The 19,778-nt window shown below is 46.2% G+C and carries 14 protein-coding genes; 7 read left to right on the top strand and 7 right to left on the bottom strand.

The window, feature by feature from the left end:
• Positions 1-105 precede the first annotated feature (105 nt).
• The 5 genes from D8S93_RS11595 to malT all read right to left on the bottom strand — a co-directional run bounded on the left by D8S93_RS11595 (position 106) and on the right by malT (position 5,916).
• On the bottom strand, positions 106-414 hold the full coding sequence (locus D8S93_RS11595) for a PTS transporter subunit EIIB (RefSeq protein ID WP_046875700.1): 309 nt from the start codon (positions 412-414) through the stop codon (positions 106-108).
• Positions 404-1,018: an SCO family protein gene (locus tag D8S93_RS11590; protein WP_006740812.1), complete on the bottom strand. Its 615-nt coding sequence runs from the start codon at positions 1,016-1,018 to the stop codon at positions 404-406. The genes D8S93_RS11595 and D8S93_RS11590 overlap by 11 nt, the downstream gene beginning before the upstream one ends.
• A gap of 9 nt (positions 1,019-1,027) precedes the next feature.
• Entirely contained in the window at positions 1,028-1,453 is a 426-nt protein-coding gene (locus D8S93_RS11585) for a hypothetical protein (RefSeq protein ID WP_152813277.1), read from the bottom strand.
• A gap of 256 nt (positions 1,454-1,709) precedes the next feature.
• A complete protein-coding gene (locus D8S93_RS11580; protein WP_041853110.1) occupies positions 1,710-2,627 on the bottom strand; it encodes a DUF368 domain-containing protein in 918 nt (305 codons plus the stop codon).
• Between the two features lie 580 nt (positions 2,628-3,207).
• A complete protein-coding gene (gene malT / locus D8S93_RS11575) occupies positions 3,208-5,916 on the bottom strand; it encodes an HTH-type transcriptional regulator MalT (protein WP_109169259.1) in 2,709 nt (902 codons plus the stop codon).
• A gap of 734 nt (positions 5,917-6,650) precedes the next feature.
• Between malT and D8S93_RS11565 the strand changes: the two genes are divergently transcribed.
• The 5 genes from D8S93_RS11565 (at position 6,651) to D8S93_RS11545 (ending at position 16,950) form a co-directional block, all read left to right on the top strand.
• Positions 6,651-9,104 carry a glycogen/starch/alpha-glucan phosphorylase gene (locus D8S93_RS11565; protein WP_152813273.1) on the top strand — a complete coding sequence of 818 codons (2,454 nt, stop codon included), beginning with the start codon at positions 6,651-6,653 and terminating at the stop codon, positions 9,102-9,104.
• Between the two features lie 117 nt (positions 9,105-9,221).
• Positions 9,222-11,402 carry a 4-alpha-glucanotransferase gene (gene malQ / locus D8S93_RS11560; protein ID WP_005396760.1) on the top strand — a complete coding sequence of 727 codons (2,181 nt, stop codon included), beginning with the start codon at positions 9,222-9,224 and terminating at the stop codon, positions 11,400-11,402.
• 282 nt (positions 11,403-11,684) lie between these two features.
• The gene (glgB, locus tag D8S93_RS11555; RefSeq protein ID WP_227483973.1) at positions 11,685-13,880 is read left to right on the top strand and encodes a 1,4-alpha-glucan branching protein GlgB; all 2,196 of its coding nucleotides are present in this window, start codon (positions 11,685-11,687) and stop codon (positions 13,878-13,880) included.
• Positions 13,881-14,031: 151 nt separating this feature from the next.
• A complete protein-coding gene (gene mtgA / locus D8S93_RS11550; protein WP_152813271.1) occupies positions 14,032-14,709 on the top strand; it encodes a monofunctional biosynthetic peptidoglycan transglycosylase in 678 nt (225 codons plus the stop codon).
• A gap of 180 nt (positions 14,710-14,889) precedes the next feature.
• A complete protein-coding gene (locus D8S93_RS11545) occupies positions 14,890-16,950 on the top strand; it encodes an alpha-amylase (RefSeq protein WP_152813269.1) in 2,061 nt (686 codons plus the stop codon).
• A gap of 67 nt (positions 16,951-17,017) precedes the next feature.
• Here D8S93_RS11545 and D8S93_RS11540 read toward each other — a convergent pair whose 3' ends face one another.
• Both D8S93_RS11540 and D8S93_RS11535 read right to left on the bottom strand, forming a co-directional pair.
• On the bottom strand, positions 17,018-17,734 hold the full coding sequence (locus tag D8S93_RS11540) for a DsbA family protein (protein WP_152813267.1): 717 nt from the start codon (positions 17,732-17,734) through the stop codon (positions 17,018-17,020).
• A gap of 96 nt (positions 17,735-17,830) precedes the next feature.
• On the bottom strand, positions 17,831-18,118 hold the full coding sequence (locus tag D8S93_RS11535) for a hypothetical protein (protein ID WP_054866868.1): 288 nt from the start codon (positions 18,116-18,118) through the stop codon (positions 17,831-17,833).
• Positions 18,119-18,566: 448 nt separating this feature from the next.
• Between D8S93_RS11535 and D8S93_RS11530 the strand changes: the two genes are divergently transcribed.
• Together D8S93_RS11530 and D8S93_RS11525 are read left to right on the top strand one after the other, a co-directional pair.
• Complete coding sequence (locus D8S93_RS11530) at positions 18,567-19,304, top strand: nucleoside recognition domain-containing protein (RefSeq protein ID WP_152813265.1); 738 nt, start codon at positions 18,567-18,569, stop codon at positions 19,302-19,304.
• Positions 19,304-19,771 (top strand): YjiG family protein, encoded by a 468-nt coding sequence (locus D8S93_RS11525; RefSeq protein ID WP_152813263.1) that lies wholly within the window; start codon positions 19,304-19,306, stop codon positions 19,769-19,771. Before D8S93_RS11530 ends, D8S93_RS11525 begins: the two co-directional genes overlap by 1 nt.
• The last annotated feature ends 7 nt before the right edge of the window (positions 19,772-19,778 follow it).

Genomic DNA, 19,778 nt, shown 5'->3' with positions numbered 1-19,778 from the left:
ACAATCATCATGTGTCCTCTTCGTTGGTTAATAAATAAGTGAATTAATTAAGCCAAGAGAGTATAGCCGCCCTTTTTCTTAGAGGGTAGCTATACAGCGAAAATATTAGCTTTGTTTGTTGATGCGCTCTTCCATTATCTGCGAATACGTGTTGGCTTTTAAGCCGTATATGATTTGGACATGACGCTCATCCAGTATCACGACGCCATGCGCGCCATGATTTTTGAGTGCATTTTTATCTATAATGGACGTCGTTCTAAGGGTAAGACGCAGCCGAGTCGCGCATGCCCCAGTTTCTAGCAGGTTTTCTATCCCCCCAATGGCGTCAATGATCGTATCGACGTCTTGTTCGACATTGGGGTTGGTTTGAGTTAGGAAACTGAAAAACTGTTTCAGCACTGATTTAACTGTCATTTGAGGAGCCTTCAGTCGTCAGTTTTGAAATGGCTTCAACAATCGGTGCCGGCGAGAGTGTATGCGGTACCTTGGTGATTAACGTGCCATCCGGCTTCAAGAAGTAAAAGTAAGAGCTGTGATCAAGCGTGTATTTGAGCTCCGAGCCTTCCAATTCGGTTTTTCGGAAAATAACACCATAGTTGTGTGCCAAAGGTGTGGTTACATCAAGAGGTGCCGATAGGCCTTCAATCATTGGATGGAAGTAATGGGCATATTTCGCCGAGGCATCGGCCTCATCACGCTCTGGATCTAAAGAAATGAACATTGGGCGCAGTTGCGCTTTTTGCGCTTCATCGATCTGATTTAGGGCTCCTGCTAGCATAGCAAGCGAAGTTGGGCAAACATCTGGGCAGCGAGTAAAGCCAAAATAGACGACTCGAATGCGAGGGTCATTCACATCGAAGATATTGACGGCTTGGTTATTTTCCCCAAACAATACCGTTTGTTGAGAGGTGGAACTATCCACTTGCTCTGGCTTCGTTTTCTGATTATCTAAATAGCTTTTTACGCCAAACCCGAGGGCGAAAGCAACTACGAGAAATAGGGACCAATTGCGGCTCATAACGATTCCTTATCTTTGCATTTTTATAGCAGGGTAAACGGTATTCTCTCCATCACTGAGTTCACCAACCCAGGTCATGGCGTCTTGAGTGCAAACCGGCAGAATGATGTCACCTTGATATCGACCGGAAGCGACTTGCTTCAGTAAAAACTTGGGTTCTCCCATCTCCATTTCTCTTCCTGAAAGGCTTAGGACGAGTTGCTCAGCATCGCTTGTGTGCCACTCAACATTCAGAGTAGTGGGTACCAAGGGTTGAGCAGTATCTGCGTTGAGCGTCATCGTAACATTCTCTTGAACGCACGAGGCAGTAGAGAGAACGCAATACTCATCTATCGGTTTGATCGGAGTGGATGAAGAAAAGCTTTTTAGTAACGTCGGGGCATAAAATCCCGCAACCAGTGCGGCTGAAACAGCGGCGATTTGTAACACTTTCATTAAGGTTCAGCATTTATCACTTAACATTACCTGCATCGTAGCACAGAAGCGTCATTCGCCAACTCGTGGCCTAGATAAATTGTGCGTTGTGCCTCGATGACAGAGATCAAAATAACCGCGCGGTGTAGGGGGGGGGGGGGTGAATCAAGCCCATAAAGATTTTCAATTGCGATGATTTTCTCTTTGCCAACAAACAAGAACGAAGCCAATTGGCTCCGTTCTTGTTTGTTGATTCCGTATTGATTTGATACCGCAGTTACTTGTCTGAATCTGCGAATTTTTCGAGACTCAAAACCAGCGCAATGGCAGCAAGCATCATCACAACGGCAAGCACTAACTGAGAGGGTTGTGATGTCACGTGTTCAAATTCAAATGGTGATAGGTTGTGCTGTAGTAAGGGCACTTGCTCACCCTTGGAATTGGTACGCCAAGTGATGGTTTCTTTCCAAGGCCAAATCTTTGGTAACGTACCAATCATTAAGCCTGTCAAAAACATCAGAGTGAAATCGCGGAACTTGCGTAGTAACCACGACAATAGATGCGAAAAGGACAGCAAACCAATCACACAACCTGACAAAAACAGCGCCAATGTATCGACTTGGAAGCCTTTCACGGCGGCTAATACTGGCGCATACATCCCAATCAATAACAAGATAAAGCTGCCAGAGATGCCCGGTAAGATCATCGCGCAAATCGCGATAGCCCCAGCGAACAATGTGTTAATGGCTGTTGGTTCCATGTGCAGAGGTTTAAGCACGGTGATGCTGTAAGCAAACCCGACACCAACAAGTAGAGTCACAAAGCGGATAAGATCACGTTGTTCAACCTGACGAATAATGTGATAGACCGATACCAAAATCAGACCAAAGAAAAATGACCAAAGTGGGATCGGGTGTGTGTCAAGAAGCCAAGTGATCAACTTTGCTAGCGTAGCAATGCTGGTGAAAATACCGGCAAACAGAGCGATAAGGAAGAAACCGTTGATGTGATTAAAGGCGGCTTTAACCCCTTTTTTTCGCCAAATAGAGAAAAGTGATGGGTTAATGCGTCGAATGCTCTCAAGCAGCGTATCGTAAATGCCGGTGATAAACGCGATGGTGCCGCCTGATACGCCAGGAACAACATCTGCTGCGCCCATGGCGATTCCTTTGAAGAAAGTAATTAAGTAGTTCATTGCTCTAATGCTAAGTCGTTTCGATGGCACAGAGTATACAAACATTGCGACGAAAAAAGTATGAAATAGTGCTGTAGCTACTGGGTTGTATATCCAAGTAATTGCTTATTTTTGTTACAGGTTATGAGGTGATTCAAATACAACGATATCTTAATATTTGGTTTACATTATTGAGATGATTAACTGTACTATCAATGGCTACGTTTGTTGCATTATGCAAATGCAATTTGATAATTTAATTTGCGTTTTGCTATATTTTATATAGACAAATTCACTTTATATGAGATCCTGTGCCCAAAAATAAGTCTTTGCATTTTGGCATGATTAATGCATAATACTGCTCGACCCTTCTTAAGCCGAGGGTCACCTAGCCAACTGACGTTGTTAGTGAATACAATTTGTTCACACTAAATATAAGCCAATCGCGATTATTGCGGTTGGCTATTTTTTTATATGAACAACGTTACTTACGTGCTTTGCAAATTGCACTTCTCTCGTTCTAGACTCATAAAAAAGGGCTGACGCATCACGCCAACCCGTTGTATTTCACTTTAGGTTTTAATCTGTTTTCTTGAGCTGATCAGTACCCCATCAACTGGAGTAAATTTTCAGCTGTCACAATGGCCTCTTTACGATTGGCGATATTGAGCTTTTGGTACAAGTTGCGAATGTGGGTTTTAATCGTGGTGCCTGCCACATCAAGCTCTTGCGCGATTTGCTCATTACTGAAACCAGAATAAATCAAACCAAGCACCTGCCACTCACGTTGAGTCAGTGGGCTTGTGCGAACCAGTTCAGGTACGTTAGGGTGGTTTACCAGCTTCTCAATGAAGTCTTCATCAAAGTGAATAGAGCGGCTGCGCTGATTGGAGGAAATATCCTTCATCAATTGTTGAGCGCGGTGACGTTCTAGATCGCCTAACTCATGGCGGAGGCTTAACTTCTCCAGTAGCCCGCCAATGGTGGCGCCATCAATGAGGAAATTACCTACCATCCCCGTCTGGTTTGTCATCACTAACGCTTCTTTTAGCAAAGCTTTTGCTTGCTCTTCGTCTTTTTGACGAGCAGCAAACACCGCTTCGACCACTAAGTTGCGATTAGTATCTGTGATCAGGTTGGTTCGACGAGCTTCACTTTGGAGGAAATCCAATGCTGCGCGCGCTTCGGTATATTGACCTAAGTTGATGTGTGCGCGTGCAATGTTACGCCATTGCAATTGTGAAAAGTGGTTGCATGCCGATTCAGGACGAACCGCAGTGTTGAGCCATTCTTGCATTGCATCGGTGTTACCGCGCGCTTGCCAAAATAGGATCAACGATAGTGAAGCGTTTGCTGTCCAGTCTACATGGTAAGTCGACTGCTTCATCAAATGTTGAATGTGCTCAATGAATTTACCGGCTTTGTCTAGCTCGCCACGGCCAACCGCAATACGCGCCAGCATCGAGTAGCTGTGTAAGTGCTTACTTGGCGAATGGTTTTCGAGAATTTGTAGACCTCGGTAGGCACATTCTTCTGCTTCATCAAGTCGGTTCCAGCACCAAAGCACTTGCGCTCGAATACGCAGCAAAAACTCGTGCAGAGGAACATGTTGAAGTTGCTGATCTTCAATCAAACGGAATGCGGAATCTTGCAGCTCAAAGGCGGCTTGTACGTAACCTTGCGCAATCAAAATCTCGCTTTGTTGTAAAATCGCCCATAACGCTTGGTGGTAAACTTGGTACTGACGCGCCAATTTTTCGGTTTGTTGCATCATCGGTAACGCGCGGTCGAGTTTACCTAGCACGTGGTTAACTTCGCCAACAACCGAAGTTGCCACAATGCGGCTACGGTAAATCGTGTTATCAAGTTGGCTAAGTGCTAGCTCCGCTAATTCGAGTGCTTTCTCTGGCTGGTTGCTGTTGATAGCCACTTGAGCAAGCAGCGCGTTTGCTTGACCTTGATAATGAATATCTAACTCAATGTTACGCTTTTTATGCTCCTCTTCCGCTTCTTCAAGCAAGTGGCCTACTTGGTTATAACGGTGTTGACTTTGAGCCAACCAAGCTCGGAGCATTGTAAGTTTTGGGTGGCTGAACAGAAGCTCAGCATCCAACTTATTAATTGAGCTTTCCAGTGTGCTGAGCTCGCCTTGGTTAAACATCTTCCAGCCGAATTCGTTTAGAATTTCTACCACCAAGTCTTTATCGTTCGACTTTTGTGCATGGTGAATCGCTTGGTGCGGTGCTTTTTGTTGTAACCAGGCAACAGCTGCATTGCGGTGGAGATCTTTTTCTTGCTGAGGAATACGCGCTTGGCGCTCATGAGACAAAAACTCGCCAAATAAGTTATGGAATCGGAACCAGTTTTGCTCCCCTTCGAGTGGGTAGATGAATAAGCCGTAGCGGTTTAATGATTCGATCAAACCAAGCGCATCTTCGCGTTGGGTGAGGGCAAACACCAACTCATCATTGAAGTGGTCAAGCACGGAAACTTGCATCAAGAAATGACGAGTTTCGTGATCGAGTAGGTCAAATACTTCTTCGACCAGGTAATCCCACAAATGCGCGTGATTGAACTGTGATACTGACTCTACGGTTTGCGCCAATGTACGGTTTTGATGTTGCGCTTGTAACGCGATCAACTGCATCGCCGATGGCCAACCTTCCACATAGGTTCTGAGGTTGTTTGCCATGTCTTCGTCGATGCCATCGGCAATACGCTGATTAAAGAAGCGAGTCGTTTCTTCGGTATCGAACGCCAACATCTCGTTGCCTATTTCGATCATTAAATCACGAACACGTAAGTTTGCAGTACCCAGAGGCGGCGCTGCACGACTTGTTACCACAACGGTGAGGTTGTCTGGCATGTGTTTTAAGAAGAAACGCATGGATTCATGGATTTCATCGTTGGTGATCAAGTGATAGTCATCTAGCACCACGTAGCACTCTTGATGAAAATCAGCCATTTCCGCGAATACTTCGCTGAATAAAGAACGTAGAGAAGAGATCTGGCGTTTTTCCGCCAGTTTTTGTGCGTTAGAGCAACTGAAGTTGGTGGCTTTGTTTAATGCTTGAAGCAGGTAATTTACAAAGCGAAAGCCGTCGTTATCGCTGTCATCAATGCTGTACCAACCGACGTTTGGTTTATCGGATAGCCACTGCGCTGCCATGGTGGTTTTTCCGTAACCTGCTGGGGAGCGGAATAAAACCAATTTGTAGTAAGGCGCTTGCTGTAGTAAGTCCAACACTCGTGGGCGCACGATGGCATTGTGCAGGCGTCCTGGTCGAGTAAGCTTAGATGGAATCCACATTAGTAATTATGTCCTTATTTATGTATACCCAAGTGATTGCGACGTGATCATTTCAGTAAGGCCCCCTCGAAAGCTTCGTCTTACTGAATGATGCCATCAGCATCAAAAACTGCTTGAATGCGGTTAATGTCGCCTCTTGTTGGGGCTTGTATCCGTCTGAAAAACCATTCCATACGGTCACTTAGATATAAAAGCTAGCGAAAACTAGAAATAACTCACACCGCCTAATTCTAGTTTGTATAAAAAGCGTACAATCCTGTGAGCCGTGTGGGATGTTACGACATCAGAAATGTCCGTTACTTTGATCCACTTCCTAATTCTCAAGGGTTGATGGATTTACCATCAACTACGCCCTTTATTTGTGATTATTGTCACTTAAATATCTTTTGTGTCGAGTGTATTAAGATCTCGTTGCACATCGATTATGAAAAATCTTTCCATGTTAACCAAGTTAATGTGACCAATATTGCAATTTTCACATCATCAGATGAGTGGGCTATAAAAAGCGTCATGAACGGGTTTTAACCTTTCTCATATTCCATTGTGATCAAAATCACTAAGAACTAGAGCAAAGTTCACTTTGTTGAGATTTGGATCACTAACCTAGCAATGGTACCCCCTCTACGCCCTCAGCCCTCCTCCTTCAAAGGAGGAGAATTAGGAGGATGTTTATTCACAGAGGTAAATGCACGATGTATGGCAGATGAATTACCAAAAGACGTGAGAATTTCGTAATGAAACCTACTCAACAAAAACAATTTGACAAGAAGTCGTTCCAAGAAAGCGTAAAGAAACACCTATCTGTAACTTACGCTCACACGATTGAAAACGCAGACAGCCGCGCTTGGTACCTAGCAATGGGTCATGCACTGGCTGAGTTCACTACTTTAGATTTGCTTGCTACTGAAGAAGATCCACGCATTAAAAGTGCGAAGAGCGTTAACTACCTTTCTCTAGAGTTCCTTATCGGTCGTTTGACGGGTAACAACCTAATCAGCATGGGTCTGTACGAACAAGTAACAGAAGCAATGGCTGAACTGGGTTACAACCTAACTGACCTGCTAGAAGAAGAACGTGACCCATCATTGGGTAACGGTGGTCTTGGTCGTCTAGCGGCATGTTTCATGGATTCATGTGCGGCACAAGAATTCCCAACCGTCGGTTACGGCTTGCACTACGAATACGGTTTGTTCAAACAGTCTTTCAAAGATGGTCGCCAGCAAGAAGCACCTGACGCATGGCGTGGTGTAGAAGGCTACCCTTGGGAAATTGCTCGTCCAGAACTTGCACAAGAGATCGGTTTCTACGGTCACGTTGAAGTGGTTAACGAGAACGGTAAAGAAGTTCGCAAATGGTTTCCTGGCATGTCTGTAAGAGCAATGCCTTGGGATCTACCAATCGTGGGTTACGAATCAGACACGGTTTACCCGCTACGACTTTGGGAATGTCAGGCAATTGCACCATTCTCGCTAGCAAGTTTTAACAACGGTGACTACTTCGAAGCGCAGCACGCACTGATCGACGCGGGCAACATCACTAAAGTGCTTTACCCGAACGACAACCACGAGAAAGGTAAAACACTGCGTCTAATGCAACAGTACTTCCACTCAGCTGCGTCTGTACGTGACATCCTACGTCGCCACGAAGCAGCTGGCTACTCGCTAGCGGATCTACCGAAGCAAGAGACTATCCAGCTTAACGATACGCACCCAACGATTGCGATTCCTGAGCTAATGCGCATCCTGATGGACGAAAAAGGTCTAACTTGGGAAGCGGCTTGGGAAATCAGCTCTCAAACATTCGCGTACACAAACCACACGCTACTTCCAGAAGCACTAGAGACATGGCCAGAGTCGCTAATTCAGCACCTACTACCACGTCACATGGAGATCATTTACGAGATCAACCACCGCTTCCTACAAGACGTACGTGCAATGTGGCCGGGTGATGTCGCGAAACAACAGAAGCTTTCTATCATCGAAGAAGGTTTCCACCGCATGGTTCGCATGGCAAACCTATGTGTAATTGGCTCTTACGCAGTAAACGGTGTAGCGGCACTTCACTCTGAATTGGTTAAGAAAGACCTATTCCCAGAGTTCCACGAAATGTACCCAACACGTCTACACAACGTAACGAACGGTATTACGCCACGTCGTTGGTTGAAGTTCTGTAACCCAGGTCTTTCTAAGCTAATCACAGAGAAAGTCGGTCCAGAATGGCCAGCGAAACTAGAGCAACTAGAAGGCATCGCTAAGTACGCCACTGACGAGAAATTCCAGAAAGAATTCATGGCAGTGAAGAAAGAGAACAAAGAACGCCTAGCTAACTGGGTGAAAGATAACATGGGTATCGAACTCGATACTAATGCGATCTTCGATGTTCAAATCAAGCGTCTGCACGAGTACAAGCGTCAGCACTTAGACCTTCTACACGTACTGTCTCTGTACCATCGCATTATTAACGAACCAGGCTTCGAATGTGTGCCTCGCGTTGTGTTCTTCGCAGCGAAAGCGGCACCGGGTTACCACCTAGCGAAAGAAATCATTTTCGCTATTAACAAAATTGCTGAGAAAGTGAACAGCGACCCTCGCATCGGCAACAAGCTGAAAGTGGTCTTCATTCCTGATTACCGCGTGAGCATGGCTGAAATTATTATTCCTGCGGCGGACGTATCACAACAAATTTCACTTGCGGGTAAAGAAGCATCAGGTACTGGTAACATGAAGATGGCGCTTAACGGTGCCCTAACGATCGGTACGATGGATGGTGCTAACGTTGAGATTCGTGAAGAAGTAGGCGATGAGAACATCTACATCTTCGGTCTAGACGTTGAAGGTGTGAAAGCGCTGAAAGCTCAAGGTTACAACCCATTTGATTACTACAATGCGGATCATCTACTCAAAGCGTCTATGGACCTACTACTGGGTGAAGAATTCACTCCAGGTCAACCAGGCTTACTGCGTGCAACGTACGACAGCCTACTAGATGGTGGTGACCCGTACTTATGTCTTGCGGACTTCGCATCTTACGTGAAAGCGCACGAAGACATGAGCGAACAATACAAAGACCAAGCTGGCTGGGCGAAGAAAGCCATTCTTAATACCGCCCTTGTCGGCAAGTTCACCTCAGATCGCTCAATTCGCGACTATGTGAACAACATCTGGAAACTAAAAGCGGTTCACCGTTAATAGAACAGAGTTAAGACCAAGGTAGCCAAGCGCTACCTTTGGTCATTTTCCAAAAGAAGTTATTGATAACAATAAAACCCTACATGGAAGGTGTTGGTATTACCTTCGGAGAAAGCGATGAAAGAACAAACAGCATTAAAGAAAGTCGCGGAAATGGCGAGATTGGCTGATAGCTATGTCAGTGCTTGGGGAGATGAGGCAAAAGTGTCTGAGGAGACGCTACGCCGCTTGCTCGCTTCGCTTGGCTACGATACTAGCAGCGATGAAAAACTATTGGCTTCTGCTGAAAAGAAACATAAAAAAGACGTACTAGCCCCTGTTCTTGTTTTACGCGACGGCGAACCAGTCGAAGTGGAACTAAACCTAGGTACGAGTGCTCGTGAGAGTGAATTCAGCTGGCGTTTAGAAACAGAACAAGGAGAGGTACTTGAAGGCTATCTTCAGTCCCAAATTGTTCGTGATGAGCGTGCTGAGGGTGGCCCTCTAGTGTTTGCATTGCCAAAGAACTTGGCTTGGGGTTATCACAAATTGATTGTCAGCCGTAAGCGTCGTAAAACGCCTTACGAGATGTCATTGATCATCACGCCGAAAGCGTGTTTCAAACAAGACGATCTAAACCAACATAAAAAGCTATGGGGTCCTAGTATCCAGCTTTACACACTGCGTACTCAGCACAACTGGGGTATCGGTGATTTTGGTGACCTAAAACAGTTGGTGAGCGATATCGCTTCTCGTGGCGGTGACTTCATTGGTTTGAACCCGATTCACTCACTGTTCCCAGCGAACCCAGAAGGCGCGAGCCCATACAGCCCGTCTTCTCGTCGTTGGTTGAATATCATGTACATCGACGTAAGTTCTGTACCTGAATTCGCACTGAGTGCTGAAGCTCAGCAACGTGTTGGCAGTGCAGAGTTTCAACAGCGTCTACAAAAAGCACGTGACTCTCATTGGGTGAACTACACAGAAGTTTCGCAACTGAAAATGAGCGTTCTTCCGCTGCTGTTTAGTGAGTTTAAAGCTCGCCATTTAGACAAAAACACCGACCGCGCTCGTGCATTCTTGGATTTTGTCGAAAAAGGCGGCGACAGCTTGTTACACCAAGCTGCATTTGATGCGCTTCATGCGGATTTACACGCAGAAGATTCAAACATGTGGGGTTGGCCTGTATTCCCTGAGAAATACCGCACATTCGACGCAGCCGGCACTCAGAAATACATCAAAGACAACCAAGACCGCGTTCACTTGTACATGTACTTACAGTGGATCGCAGACGATCAAATCAAAGAAGCGCAGTCACTGGCAGAAGAAAAAGGCATGGCTGTGGGCTTGTACCGCGACCTTGCTGTCGGTGTTGCCGACTCAGGTAGCGAAACATGGGCCGACGACGGTAACTTAGTGCTAGACGCCAGCATCGGTGCGCCGCCGGATGTACTTGGTCCTCTGGGTCAAAACTGGGGTCTGCCTCCGCTTAACCCTCAAGTTTTAGAAGCGACTGGCTACGACGCGTACATCAAGTTGTTACGTGCCAACATGAAGCACTGTGGTGCATTGCGTATCGACCACGTGCTTGGTCTACTTCGTTTATGGTGGATTCCAAAAGGCGAGAAAGCGACAGAAGGCGCTTACTTGTACTACCCAGTGGAAGATATGCTCGCAATCCTAGCACTTGAGTCGCACCGTCATCAGTGCTCTGTGATTGGTGAAGACTTAGGTACTGTGCCAGATGAAATCGTCGATATCCTACGCGATGCAGGTGTGCACTCATACAAAGTATTCTTCTTCGAAACTTCGAAAGAAGACGGTGGGTTCATTTCTCCGAAGCACTACGCAGAGCAATCGATGGCGGCACTGTGTACGCATGACATGCCAACCCTGCGTGGTTTCTGGCACTGCGATGATTTGAAAATGGGTCGTGAGATTGGCCTTTACCCAGATGAAAAACAGTTGGAAGGCTTATTTGCTGATCGCTTGAAGTGCAAGCAAGGCATCTTAGACAGCGTTCGCTGGCACGGCTATTTGCCAGAAGGCATTGGTCATGATGCTCAGTACGTACCGATGGACTCGTACCTAAGCGAAGCGCTGCAACTGCACGTAGCAGCGGGTGACTCTGCACTGCTTAGCGTTCAGCTTGAAGACTGGCTAGAAATGGATCAACCGGTCAACATTCCTGGCACGGTGGATGAGTATCCAAACTGGCGTCGTAAGTTGTCGATGAACCTAGATGAAATCTTCAGCCGTGAAGATGTGAATCGCATTTCCAAACGCCTCACTGAAGTTCGCGCACAGGCGAGCAAATAAGATGCGTAGAGTGACGTAGATGAATGAGCGGATTACCAATTTTGTTAGCTCAGAGGTACGAAAGTTCCGTCTAGGTCACTCATTCCGAAAACACAATCCGTTAGGATGAAGTACCGTTATTATGCCCGCGACAATAGCGGGCATTTTTTGTTTTTGACATCGCTTGATGCATACATGTTTTAAGCGAAGTCTTTTGTGAGTTCACAACGTTGGCTGTGGAGAAACCGATGTTTGATTCAGATTTCTGGTCTTGAAAAGGATATTGGCTCTAGGGAGAAAGATTTGAAAACCACCAAAACCAAGAAAATAAAGAAACAACACGAACGCGCATATGAACTGCTTGCTGAGGCGGCTTACTCAGACCCATTTTCGGCGTTGGGGCCATTCATTGATGATGGCGAAGGATCGCTGCGAGTGTGGATGCCGGGCGCAAACAAGGTTGAACTGCTTGTTAATGGCGAACCTCGCGTGGCGCTTGAGCGTGATGGTGACAGCGGTTTCATCTTAAAAGAGCAACGCGATTTACACCTGACCCACTACCGTTTGGCGGTCGATTGGAATGGTGTTGAACAAATTATTGATGACCCGTACCAGTACCACAATATTTACCAAGAGTACGAGCATCTGCATACGCCCAAAGACATGTATCACTATATGGGCGCACACTTTGTCACGCTAGAACGTGGCGGTGAAAACATCTCCGGTGTTCGCTTCCTTGTCTACGCACCGCATGCATCGGCTGTTAGCCTTGTGGGGTGCTTCAACCAATGGGACGGTCGTCGTCACCCAATGCAACGTTTAGATTATGGCATTTGGGGCTTGTTCATTCCTGGCTTAGAAGAAGGCGTTCAGTACAAATTTGAGCTCAAAGGGCCAAATGGGGAAGGGCTGCCACACAAACAAGACCCTTGGGGTTTTTACTCTGAGCAGTACCCATCGTTCGCATCCATTACTTACGATCACAAGCGTTACCAATGGCAAGATGCGAAATGGCAAAATCGCGCAGTGACACAAAAGCGTGATGAAGCGTTATCATTTTATGAGCTACATGCTGGGTCATGGAAGCGCAACGAGAAAGGCGATTTCCTCAACTACCGCGAACTCGCGGAGCAGTTGGTGCCATACCTTGTGGATATGGGCTACACTCACGTTGAGCTGATGCCTGTGTCTGAGCATCCATTCTACGGTTCATGGGGCTATCAACCCGTTGGCTTGTTTGCGCCAACCAGCCGTTTTGGCTCACCTGATGATTTCAAATTCTTCGTGGATGCGTGTCACCAAGCTGGTATCGGTGTGGTGTTGGATTGGGTTCCGGCGCATTTCCCATCGGATGACCACGGTTTAGCAAACTTTGACGGTACACCGCTGTTCCACGACCCGGACCCACGTCGCGGTTGGCACCAAGATTGGAACTCATACATCTACGATTTAGGCCGTGAACATGTGCGTCGCTTCCTTGTATCGAATGCGCTGTACTGGTTTGAACAATTCCATATTGATGGCATTCGCGTGGACGCAGTCGCGTCGATGCTCTATCTCGATTATTCACGTAGCCACGATCAGTGGGTACCGAACGTCGACGGTGGCAACGAAAACTACGACGCAATCGCAACCTTAAAATGGATGAACGAAGAAGTGTACAAGCACTTCCCGAATGCGATGACGATTGCGGAAGAGTCAACGGCGTTCCCGGGAGTGTCTGCGCCAACCTTTATGGGGGGGTTAGGTTTTGGTTTCAAGTGGAATATGGGGTGGATGCACGACAGTCTTTCATACATCAAAGAAGATCCTGTTCACCGCAAATACCACCACAATACCATCACCTTCCCGCTGGTTTATGCGCACAGCGAAAACTACGTCTTGTCTCTCTCTCACGACGAGGTGGTGTACGGCAAAGGTTCTATCCATAACAAGATGCCAGGTGATGAATGGCAGCAAACCGCAAACCTACGTGCATACTACGGTTACATGTATGGTCAACCGGGCAAAAAGCTGAACTTCATGGGCGCGGAAATCGGCCAAACGGCGGAGTGGAACCACGATGATCAGTTGCAATGGTTCTTGCTGGAATATGAGCGTCATCAAGGCGTTCAAAAGCTGATGCGAGATTTGAACCACTTGTACCGAAATGAAGCGGCGATGCACGATCAAGATTGTGTTCCTGCTGGTTTTGAGTGGCGTCTACAAGACGAAGCGGATGCGAGTATCCTAGCGCACGAGCGTATCAGTAAAGAAGGTGAGCGTATTTTGATCATCACCAACTTTACGCCCGTACCACACGAGCGTTTTCGTTTAGGCATTCCAAATGCAGGTCAATACGAACTACTGCTGAACACGGACGACAGCAAATACGGCGGCAGCGATTTTAAAGTGCAGACCAGTGTGAAAACGGAAAAAGTAGAAAGTGAATCACTGCCTCAATCACTTGAGCTTCGTTTACCACCACTTTCAACCGTGTTCTACAAGCTGAATAAATAATTCAGTCTAATCAAATTCTAAGCCCGTTTTACATTGTAAATCGGGCTTTTTTTGACCTATTTTTTACCTCAAAAACTTGTTGTTCCTGATTGAATCAGGCAAGCTCGCTGGTTTGTTTATCATCAATCGCTAATGCATTGGGGAACCACTCATGTTGAAAAGGCTTAAGTCATTTCTATTTAAAATGGTGTTGATATTACTGATTGCCCCAATTGTTTTGGTTGGTGTGGTGAAATATGTCGATCCACCAATATGGGGATGGAAGTTAAGCCGCATTGTTGTGCCACCAAAGAACTATCCAGATAGCAGCCAACACGAGTGGGTATCCTTGTCGCGTATTTCAAAAAATATGCAGTTAGCGGTGATTGCGACCGAAGACCAAAAATTCCCTCATCATTTTGGTGTCGATTTCGAGTCGCTATTCGACGTGATTTCCGAGGCAGGTGATAATGGTCCGTCGAGAGGCGCGAGCACCATTACCCAACAAGCTGCGAAAAATGTGTTTTTGTTTCCTTCTCGCTCCTACGTTCGCAAGGCTTACGAGCTTTACTTTGCCTTGCTAATGGAGCTGATGTGGAGCAAAGAGCGCATTCTCGAAGTGTATCTAAATGTGGTTGAATTTGGTCCCGGTATTTACGGTGCTGAAGCAGCGGCGCAGAATTATTTTGGTGTCAGTGCAAAGCAACTCTCGAAGTGGCAAGCAGCGCGTTTAGCCGTGGTGTTGCCAAACCCATATCGAATCAAAGTCTATCCGCAAAGTGATTACACCGATCGCCGCACAAGATGGGCGATGAACCAAATGAGCAATCTTGGCAGCGTGCAACTTTAACTCCCTCAATCCATTGCGCTTAAATAGAACTACGCCCCTATATCAATAAAATGTGAAGCGTCACAACCTTTGGGGCGTAGGCAGTTAGAATGATGTGTTCAGTTTCTTATCTAGGCACAATTAGTATGAATAAAACTAATAAATGTGCATGGTTACCATGTGCTGCCAATGGACTGAACGATGAAACTGAACCTGATTACCACTACTTTACTGCTTGCGTCGGCAAGTGCCATCGCCGAGCCTAACATCACCATTTCTACCACGACCAACAGCCGTGACTTCCCATTAAGTGCAGAACAGCCTTTGGTTGTGCCTCTAACCAAAGACGGATACACGCTAAAAATCACGGGCGTTGAAGGTGACTGCGTTGCACCCGATGGTCAGAAAGTGAAGTTCAACAAACCTCTTGCGCTGAACTGCGGTAAGCCAACGGAGCTGCCATTAAAAATCCGCTTTACCGGCGATTACTCTTTTGCTTTTGATGCAGAAGCCAAAACACTGCGTTTTAAGCGTGAACCTAAGAAAGCCGCCAAGAGTGAGTTCAAACGCCCAATTCCACAAGTGCAATGTGAGGTTTACCAAGGCGGCGAAGTGACGATCGCTCTGGGGGATAGCTTTCCTGAAGGCACCAAGTTACGCGATGCTTATTCAGATCAAATGGTTGAAGTGAAAGATCAGCAAGTATCGTTGACGCCAAGTAAAGACTCAGGCGGTTTGGTGCTACTAGAGCCAGTGAAGAAAACCAAAGACGCGGTGCCATTTGATTACCGAAATGCGAACATTTACTTCGTGATGGTTGACCGTTTCAACAATGCCGATACGAGCAATGACAACAGCTATGGACGTAAGAAAGACGGCAAAGAAGAGATCGGTACTTTCCACGGCGGTGACCTTAAAGGCGTGATTGAAAAACTGGATTACATTAAGAGCCTAGGTACAGACGCGATTTGGTTGTCGCCAATCGTTGAGCAAGTGCACGGCTTTGTCGGTGGTGGCGATAGTGGTTCATTTCCGTTTTATGCATACCACGGCTACTGGACGCGCGATTTCACCAAGATTGATGAGAACTTCGGTAACGAAGAAGATTTAAAAACGCTGGTGGAAGAGGCGCACAAACGAGGCCTCAAAGTCTTGATGGATGCGGTTATCAACCATTCTGGTTACTCAACGTTAGCCGATTTGCAATTTGACGGTATTGAGGTGTTAAAGCCTAATGCCGATCTGCCCAAGAAATGGGGCGACTGGCAACCAAAAGCGGGTGAAAGTTGGCATAGCTATCACCAGAATATTGATTATCAGAGTCCGAACTGGGCGAAATGGTGGGGCGGCGATTGGGTAAGAACCGGCTTGCCAGGTTACCCAGCTCCGGGCAGTAGCGACATCACCATGTCATTGGCGGGGCTGCCTGACTTTATCACTGAACAAGGCAAAGCTGTAAAACCAGCTCAGTGGCTATTAGATAACCCTGGTACTCGCGTAAAGGCGCGTGACAATTACACCGTCTCGGATTATCTAATTGAGTGGCAAACTGATTGGGTGAAACGCTTTGGCATTGATGGCTATCGTGTCGATACGGTGAAGCACGTTGAAGGTGATGTGTGGAAACGCTTGAAAGAAGAGGCATCAAGCAGTCTTGAACAGTGGCGTAAAGAAAATGGCAAATCAGGTCAGCCGTTCTGGATGATGGGCGAAGTCTGGGGACACACCGCGTATCGTAGCCCTTATTTCGATGATGGTTTTGACGCGTTGATCAACTTCGATATGCAGAAGAACCTAGACAAAGGCGCGGCGTGCTTTAGCCAAATGGCAGACACTTACCAAAGCTATGCGGAAACTATCGCGAACGAGAAAGACTTCAACCCAGTCAGTTACATGTCTTCTCACGATACGGAGTTGTTTTTCTCACGTTTTAAAGATTACGGCATGCAACGTAACGCGGCGAACGCATTGCTTCTTAGCCCAGGTGCGGTTCAGGTTTATTATGGTGATGAAGTAGGTCGTAACATTGGTCCTTACGCGGATGATTTCCACCAAGGCACACGTTCAGACATGGTTTGGAAACTATCGGATGAGAAGCAAGCGCTGCTGAAACATTGGCAAACCCTTGGTCAGTTTCGTAAAGCGCACCCAGCGATTGGTGCGGGTCAGCATCGAGTGATTGAACAAGAAGGCGCGTATGTGTTCTCTCGTTCGCTTGGCAATGACAAAGTCGTCGTGGCGTTTGTAGGACGTAATAAGTAACTAAACGCTCTTTATGTCGATAAATAAAAAGCCCTTCCTTGAGTTATCAAGGAAGGGCTTTGTTGTTTTAGTTCGCCAGTTCTTGGTCGATGACTTTTTCTAGCTCGTCAAACGGCACATAGCCAGGAATGACTTGATCATTAATGATCAACGCAGGCGTGCCGCGTAAACCAAGTTGCGTGAAATACTGATAGTTCTTATCAAGCAGCGCTTTGGTCTCTTTGTCGTCGACAAGCTGCGCTTCTGTCCCTGTTTTCTTCGCGATTTGCTTTAACGAGCGTGCATCATGTGCGCCCGGTTTTTTCACCAATAACTCATGCACTTGTTCGTACTTATCTCGCTGGTTTTGCCAAACATTTAATGCGTAACTTGCCGAGTTGTAGCCGTTTTTCTCGTATTGTTCTTTAAAAGAGACATTGAGGTTAAGCACTTTTATCTGCGGATATTCTTTGCCAACTTTGACCAGTTCTCCTTCTAAACGTTTACAAAAAGGGCAACTGTAGTCCGTTACGTTAATAATGGTTAACTCTGGGGTTTCAGCACCAAAAGAGGAATGTTTGCCATCACTTAGATAGTGACGAACCTCCTTCAAGGTATCTCCAAATGACTGTTGATACGCAATGTACTCTTGAAGGTTTTGGTGTAATGAATCAAGAATTTGAGGATTCTCTTTTAGTATCTGAGTAACTTCCTCTAGCTTTTGCTCTGCGGTCTTTTCTGATGCGAAAGATACGGCAGGTACGATAGCCATCATTAACGTCAAAAGTGTACGAGTGAATGTCATAATATTTCCTAAAACTTTTAGATTTCGTTGTTTGTTATGTGAAGTGAATAAAATACGTACAAAAGTCAGGCGAGAAGGTCTCTCGCCTTGCTAGGTTTATTCTCTAAACACACAAAGTTTTAGGTGAACCCGACACTTTTCCGGTATCGGTTCTGTGTATTCCAGATAATGAATTGCTGTGGATGCCATCGGTAGCGCCACAATCAAAGCAAACAGAAAAAATGGAATAAGAATATGGTCCAACTGGTGTTGGTACGCTTGAACCAGCTTCTCTGAAAGGTCGCAAGATGGTGATAAATTCACGCTTTCATCTTGCTGACTCTGTATTTGGTGAGCCTTAGGGCAGCTTTTCGAGAAGCCGGAGTTTTGGCTTAAACATACCATCACCACCCAAAACACGAGGGCGAGTGTCCACTTGGCTATTTTAGGTTGTGAGCGTAACAATGGGCTGCCTAGTCCTGTTGATTCTGGTTTATGCCGTTTGCATATGACCGGACAATCCTAACCTAAATTTCATTATGGAATGTTACTTTCGAGTTAATCGATATCGCCTCAATGCCAAAGTATGAAGTACGTCATGAATGTTGTAGAAAGCAATATTCGTCAGAATCATTGGTCGGGTTGATGAAGAAGTCCTGAGGTATCGATATAGATTAATATACCTAATTGTTAGCACAAATTTTTATTATCTTTCAAATGTGATTAAAATCATAAAACAAAACTTCATAACTGAGTCGCTAGAATGTTCGGCAGGCGGATTGATTTTGATCATCTCTCTAGCACATTATTCGAGTGAACATATGTGTCCTGTCCCACATGTGTAGGTAATGTTATGAAAAATCCTGTTCAAACCGAGCGCAAGGTTACGCTGGGGTGCTACGTTGCACTGGCGTTTGCGGTCGTCTTCTTTTCTGGTCTCATGCAATCGAATGAATGGTATGGCGTATTTGATTTCACCACGTTGAATGGCTCTTTCGGCAAGGTGGCTTATGGCGTCACCGAAACGGCTGACGGTGTGCAAGTTGCAACAACGTCGCTTCGTGGTACTGGTGGTAGCGGTGCTCGTGACGGTTTCATTTTCGCACTTACTTTGATTCCAACCGTTATGTTCGCATTAGGTATGATCAACGTACTTGAGCACTACGGTGCGCTTGAAGCTGCTCGTAAGCTTCTTACTCCTCTTCTACGTCCTCTGATGGGCATCCCTGGTAACTCTGGTCTGGCTCTGATTGCTTCTCTACAAAGTACCGATGCAGGTGCGGCAATGACGCGTCAGCTAAAAGATGAAGGTCACCTAACTAAGCGTGAAACGGATGTATTTACTATGTTCCAGTTCACTGCAGGTGCAACCATCGTGAACTTCTTCTCATCAGGCGCTGTGCTGTTCACATTGACGATGGCTGACGGCTCTCTAGCAGTAACTTCTTCTATTGGTTTGGCAGTTGTGGTGATGTTCGCATTCAAGATCATCGGTGCAAACCTATTCCGTATCTACCTAAACATCACAGAAGGTAAAGAAGACAAGCAAGAGAAAAGCAAATCTGAGAACTTAAAAGAGGAGACGGCGTAATGAGTGACGTAAAAGTAAGTAAGCCGATGGTGACGGATATTTTCGTTGAAGGCGCTAAAAAAGGCTGGGCTATTGCGACAACATCAACCGTGCCTAACGTACTTATGGCGTTTGTCATCATTAAGGCGTTGCAGATCACTGGCGCGTTGGATTTGATGGGCTCGGTATTTTCTCCAGTAATGGCGGTTTTTGGTTTGCCAGGTGAAGCGGCTGCGGTGCTGATTGGTGCTTGGATGTCGATGGGCGGCGCAGTTGGCGTGGTTATCACATTGTTTGACCAAGGCATCTTGAATGGTACGCACATCGCGATTCTTGCACCTGCAATTTACCTAATGGGCTCACAGGTTCAGTACATGGGTCGAATTATGGGACCTATCGGTACTGAAGGTCGTTACATCCCAGTCATGATTGCGATTTCCGTATTGAACGCATTTGGCGCAATGCTAGTCATGAACTTGTTTGTTTAAGGAGCAA

This window comes from Vibrio sp. VGrn 2, from assembly GCF_009361695.1.
GTDB lineage: Bacteria > Pseudomonadota > Gammaproteobacteria > Enterobacterales > Vibrionaceae > Vibrio > Vibrio diabolicus.
This window is presented reverse-complemented; position numbering and strand designations above follow the sequence as displayed.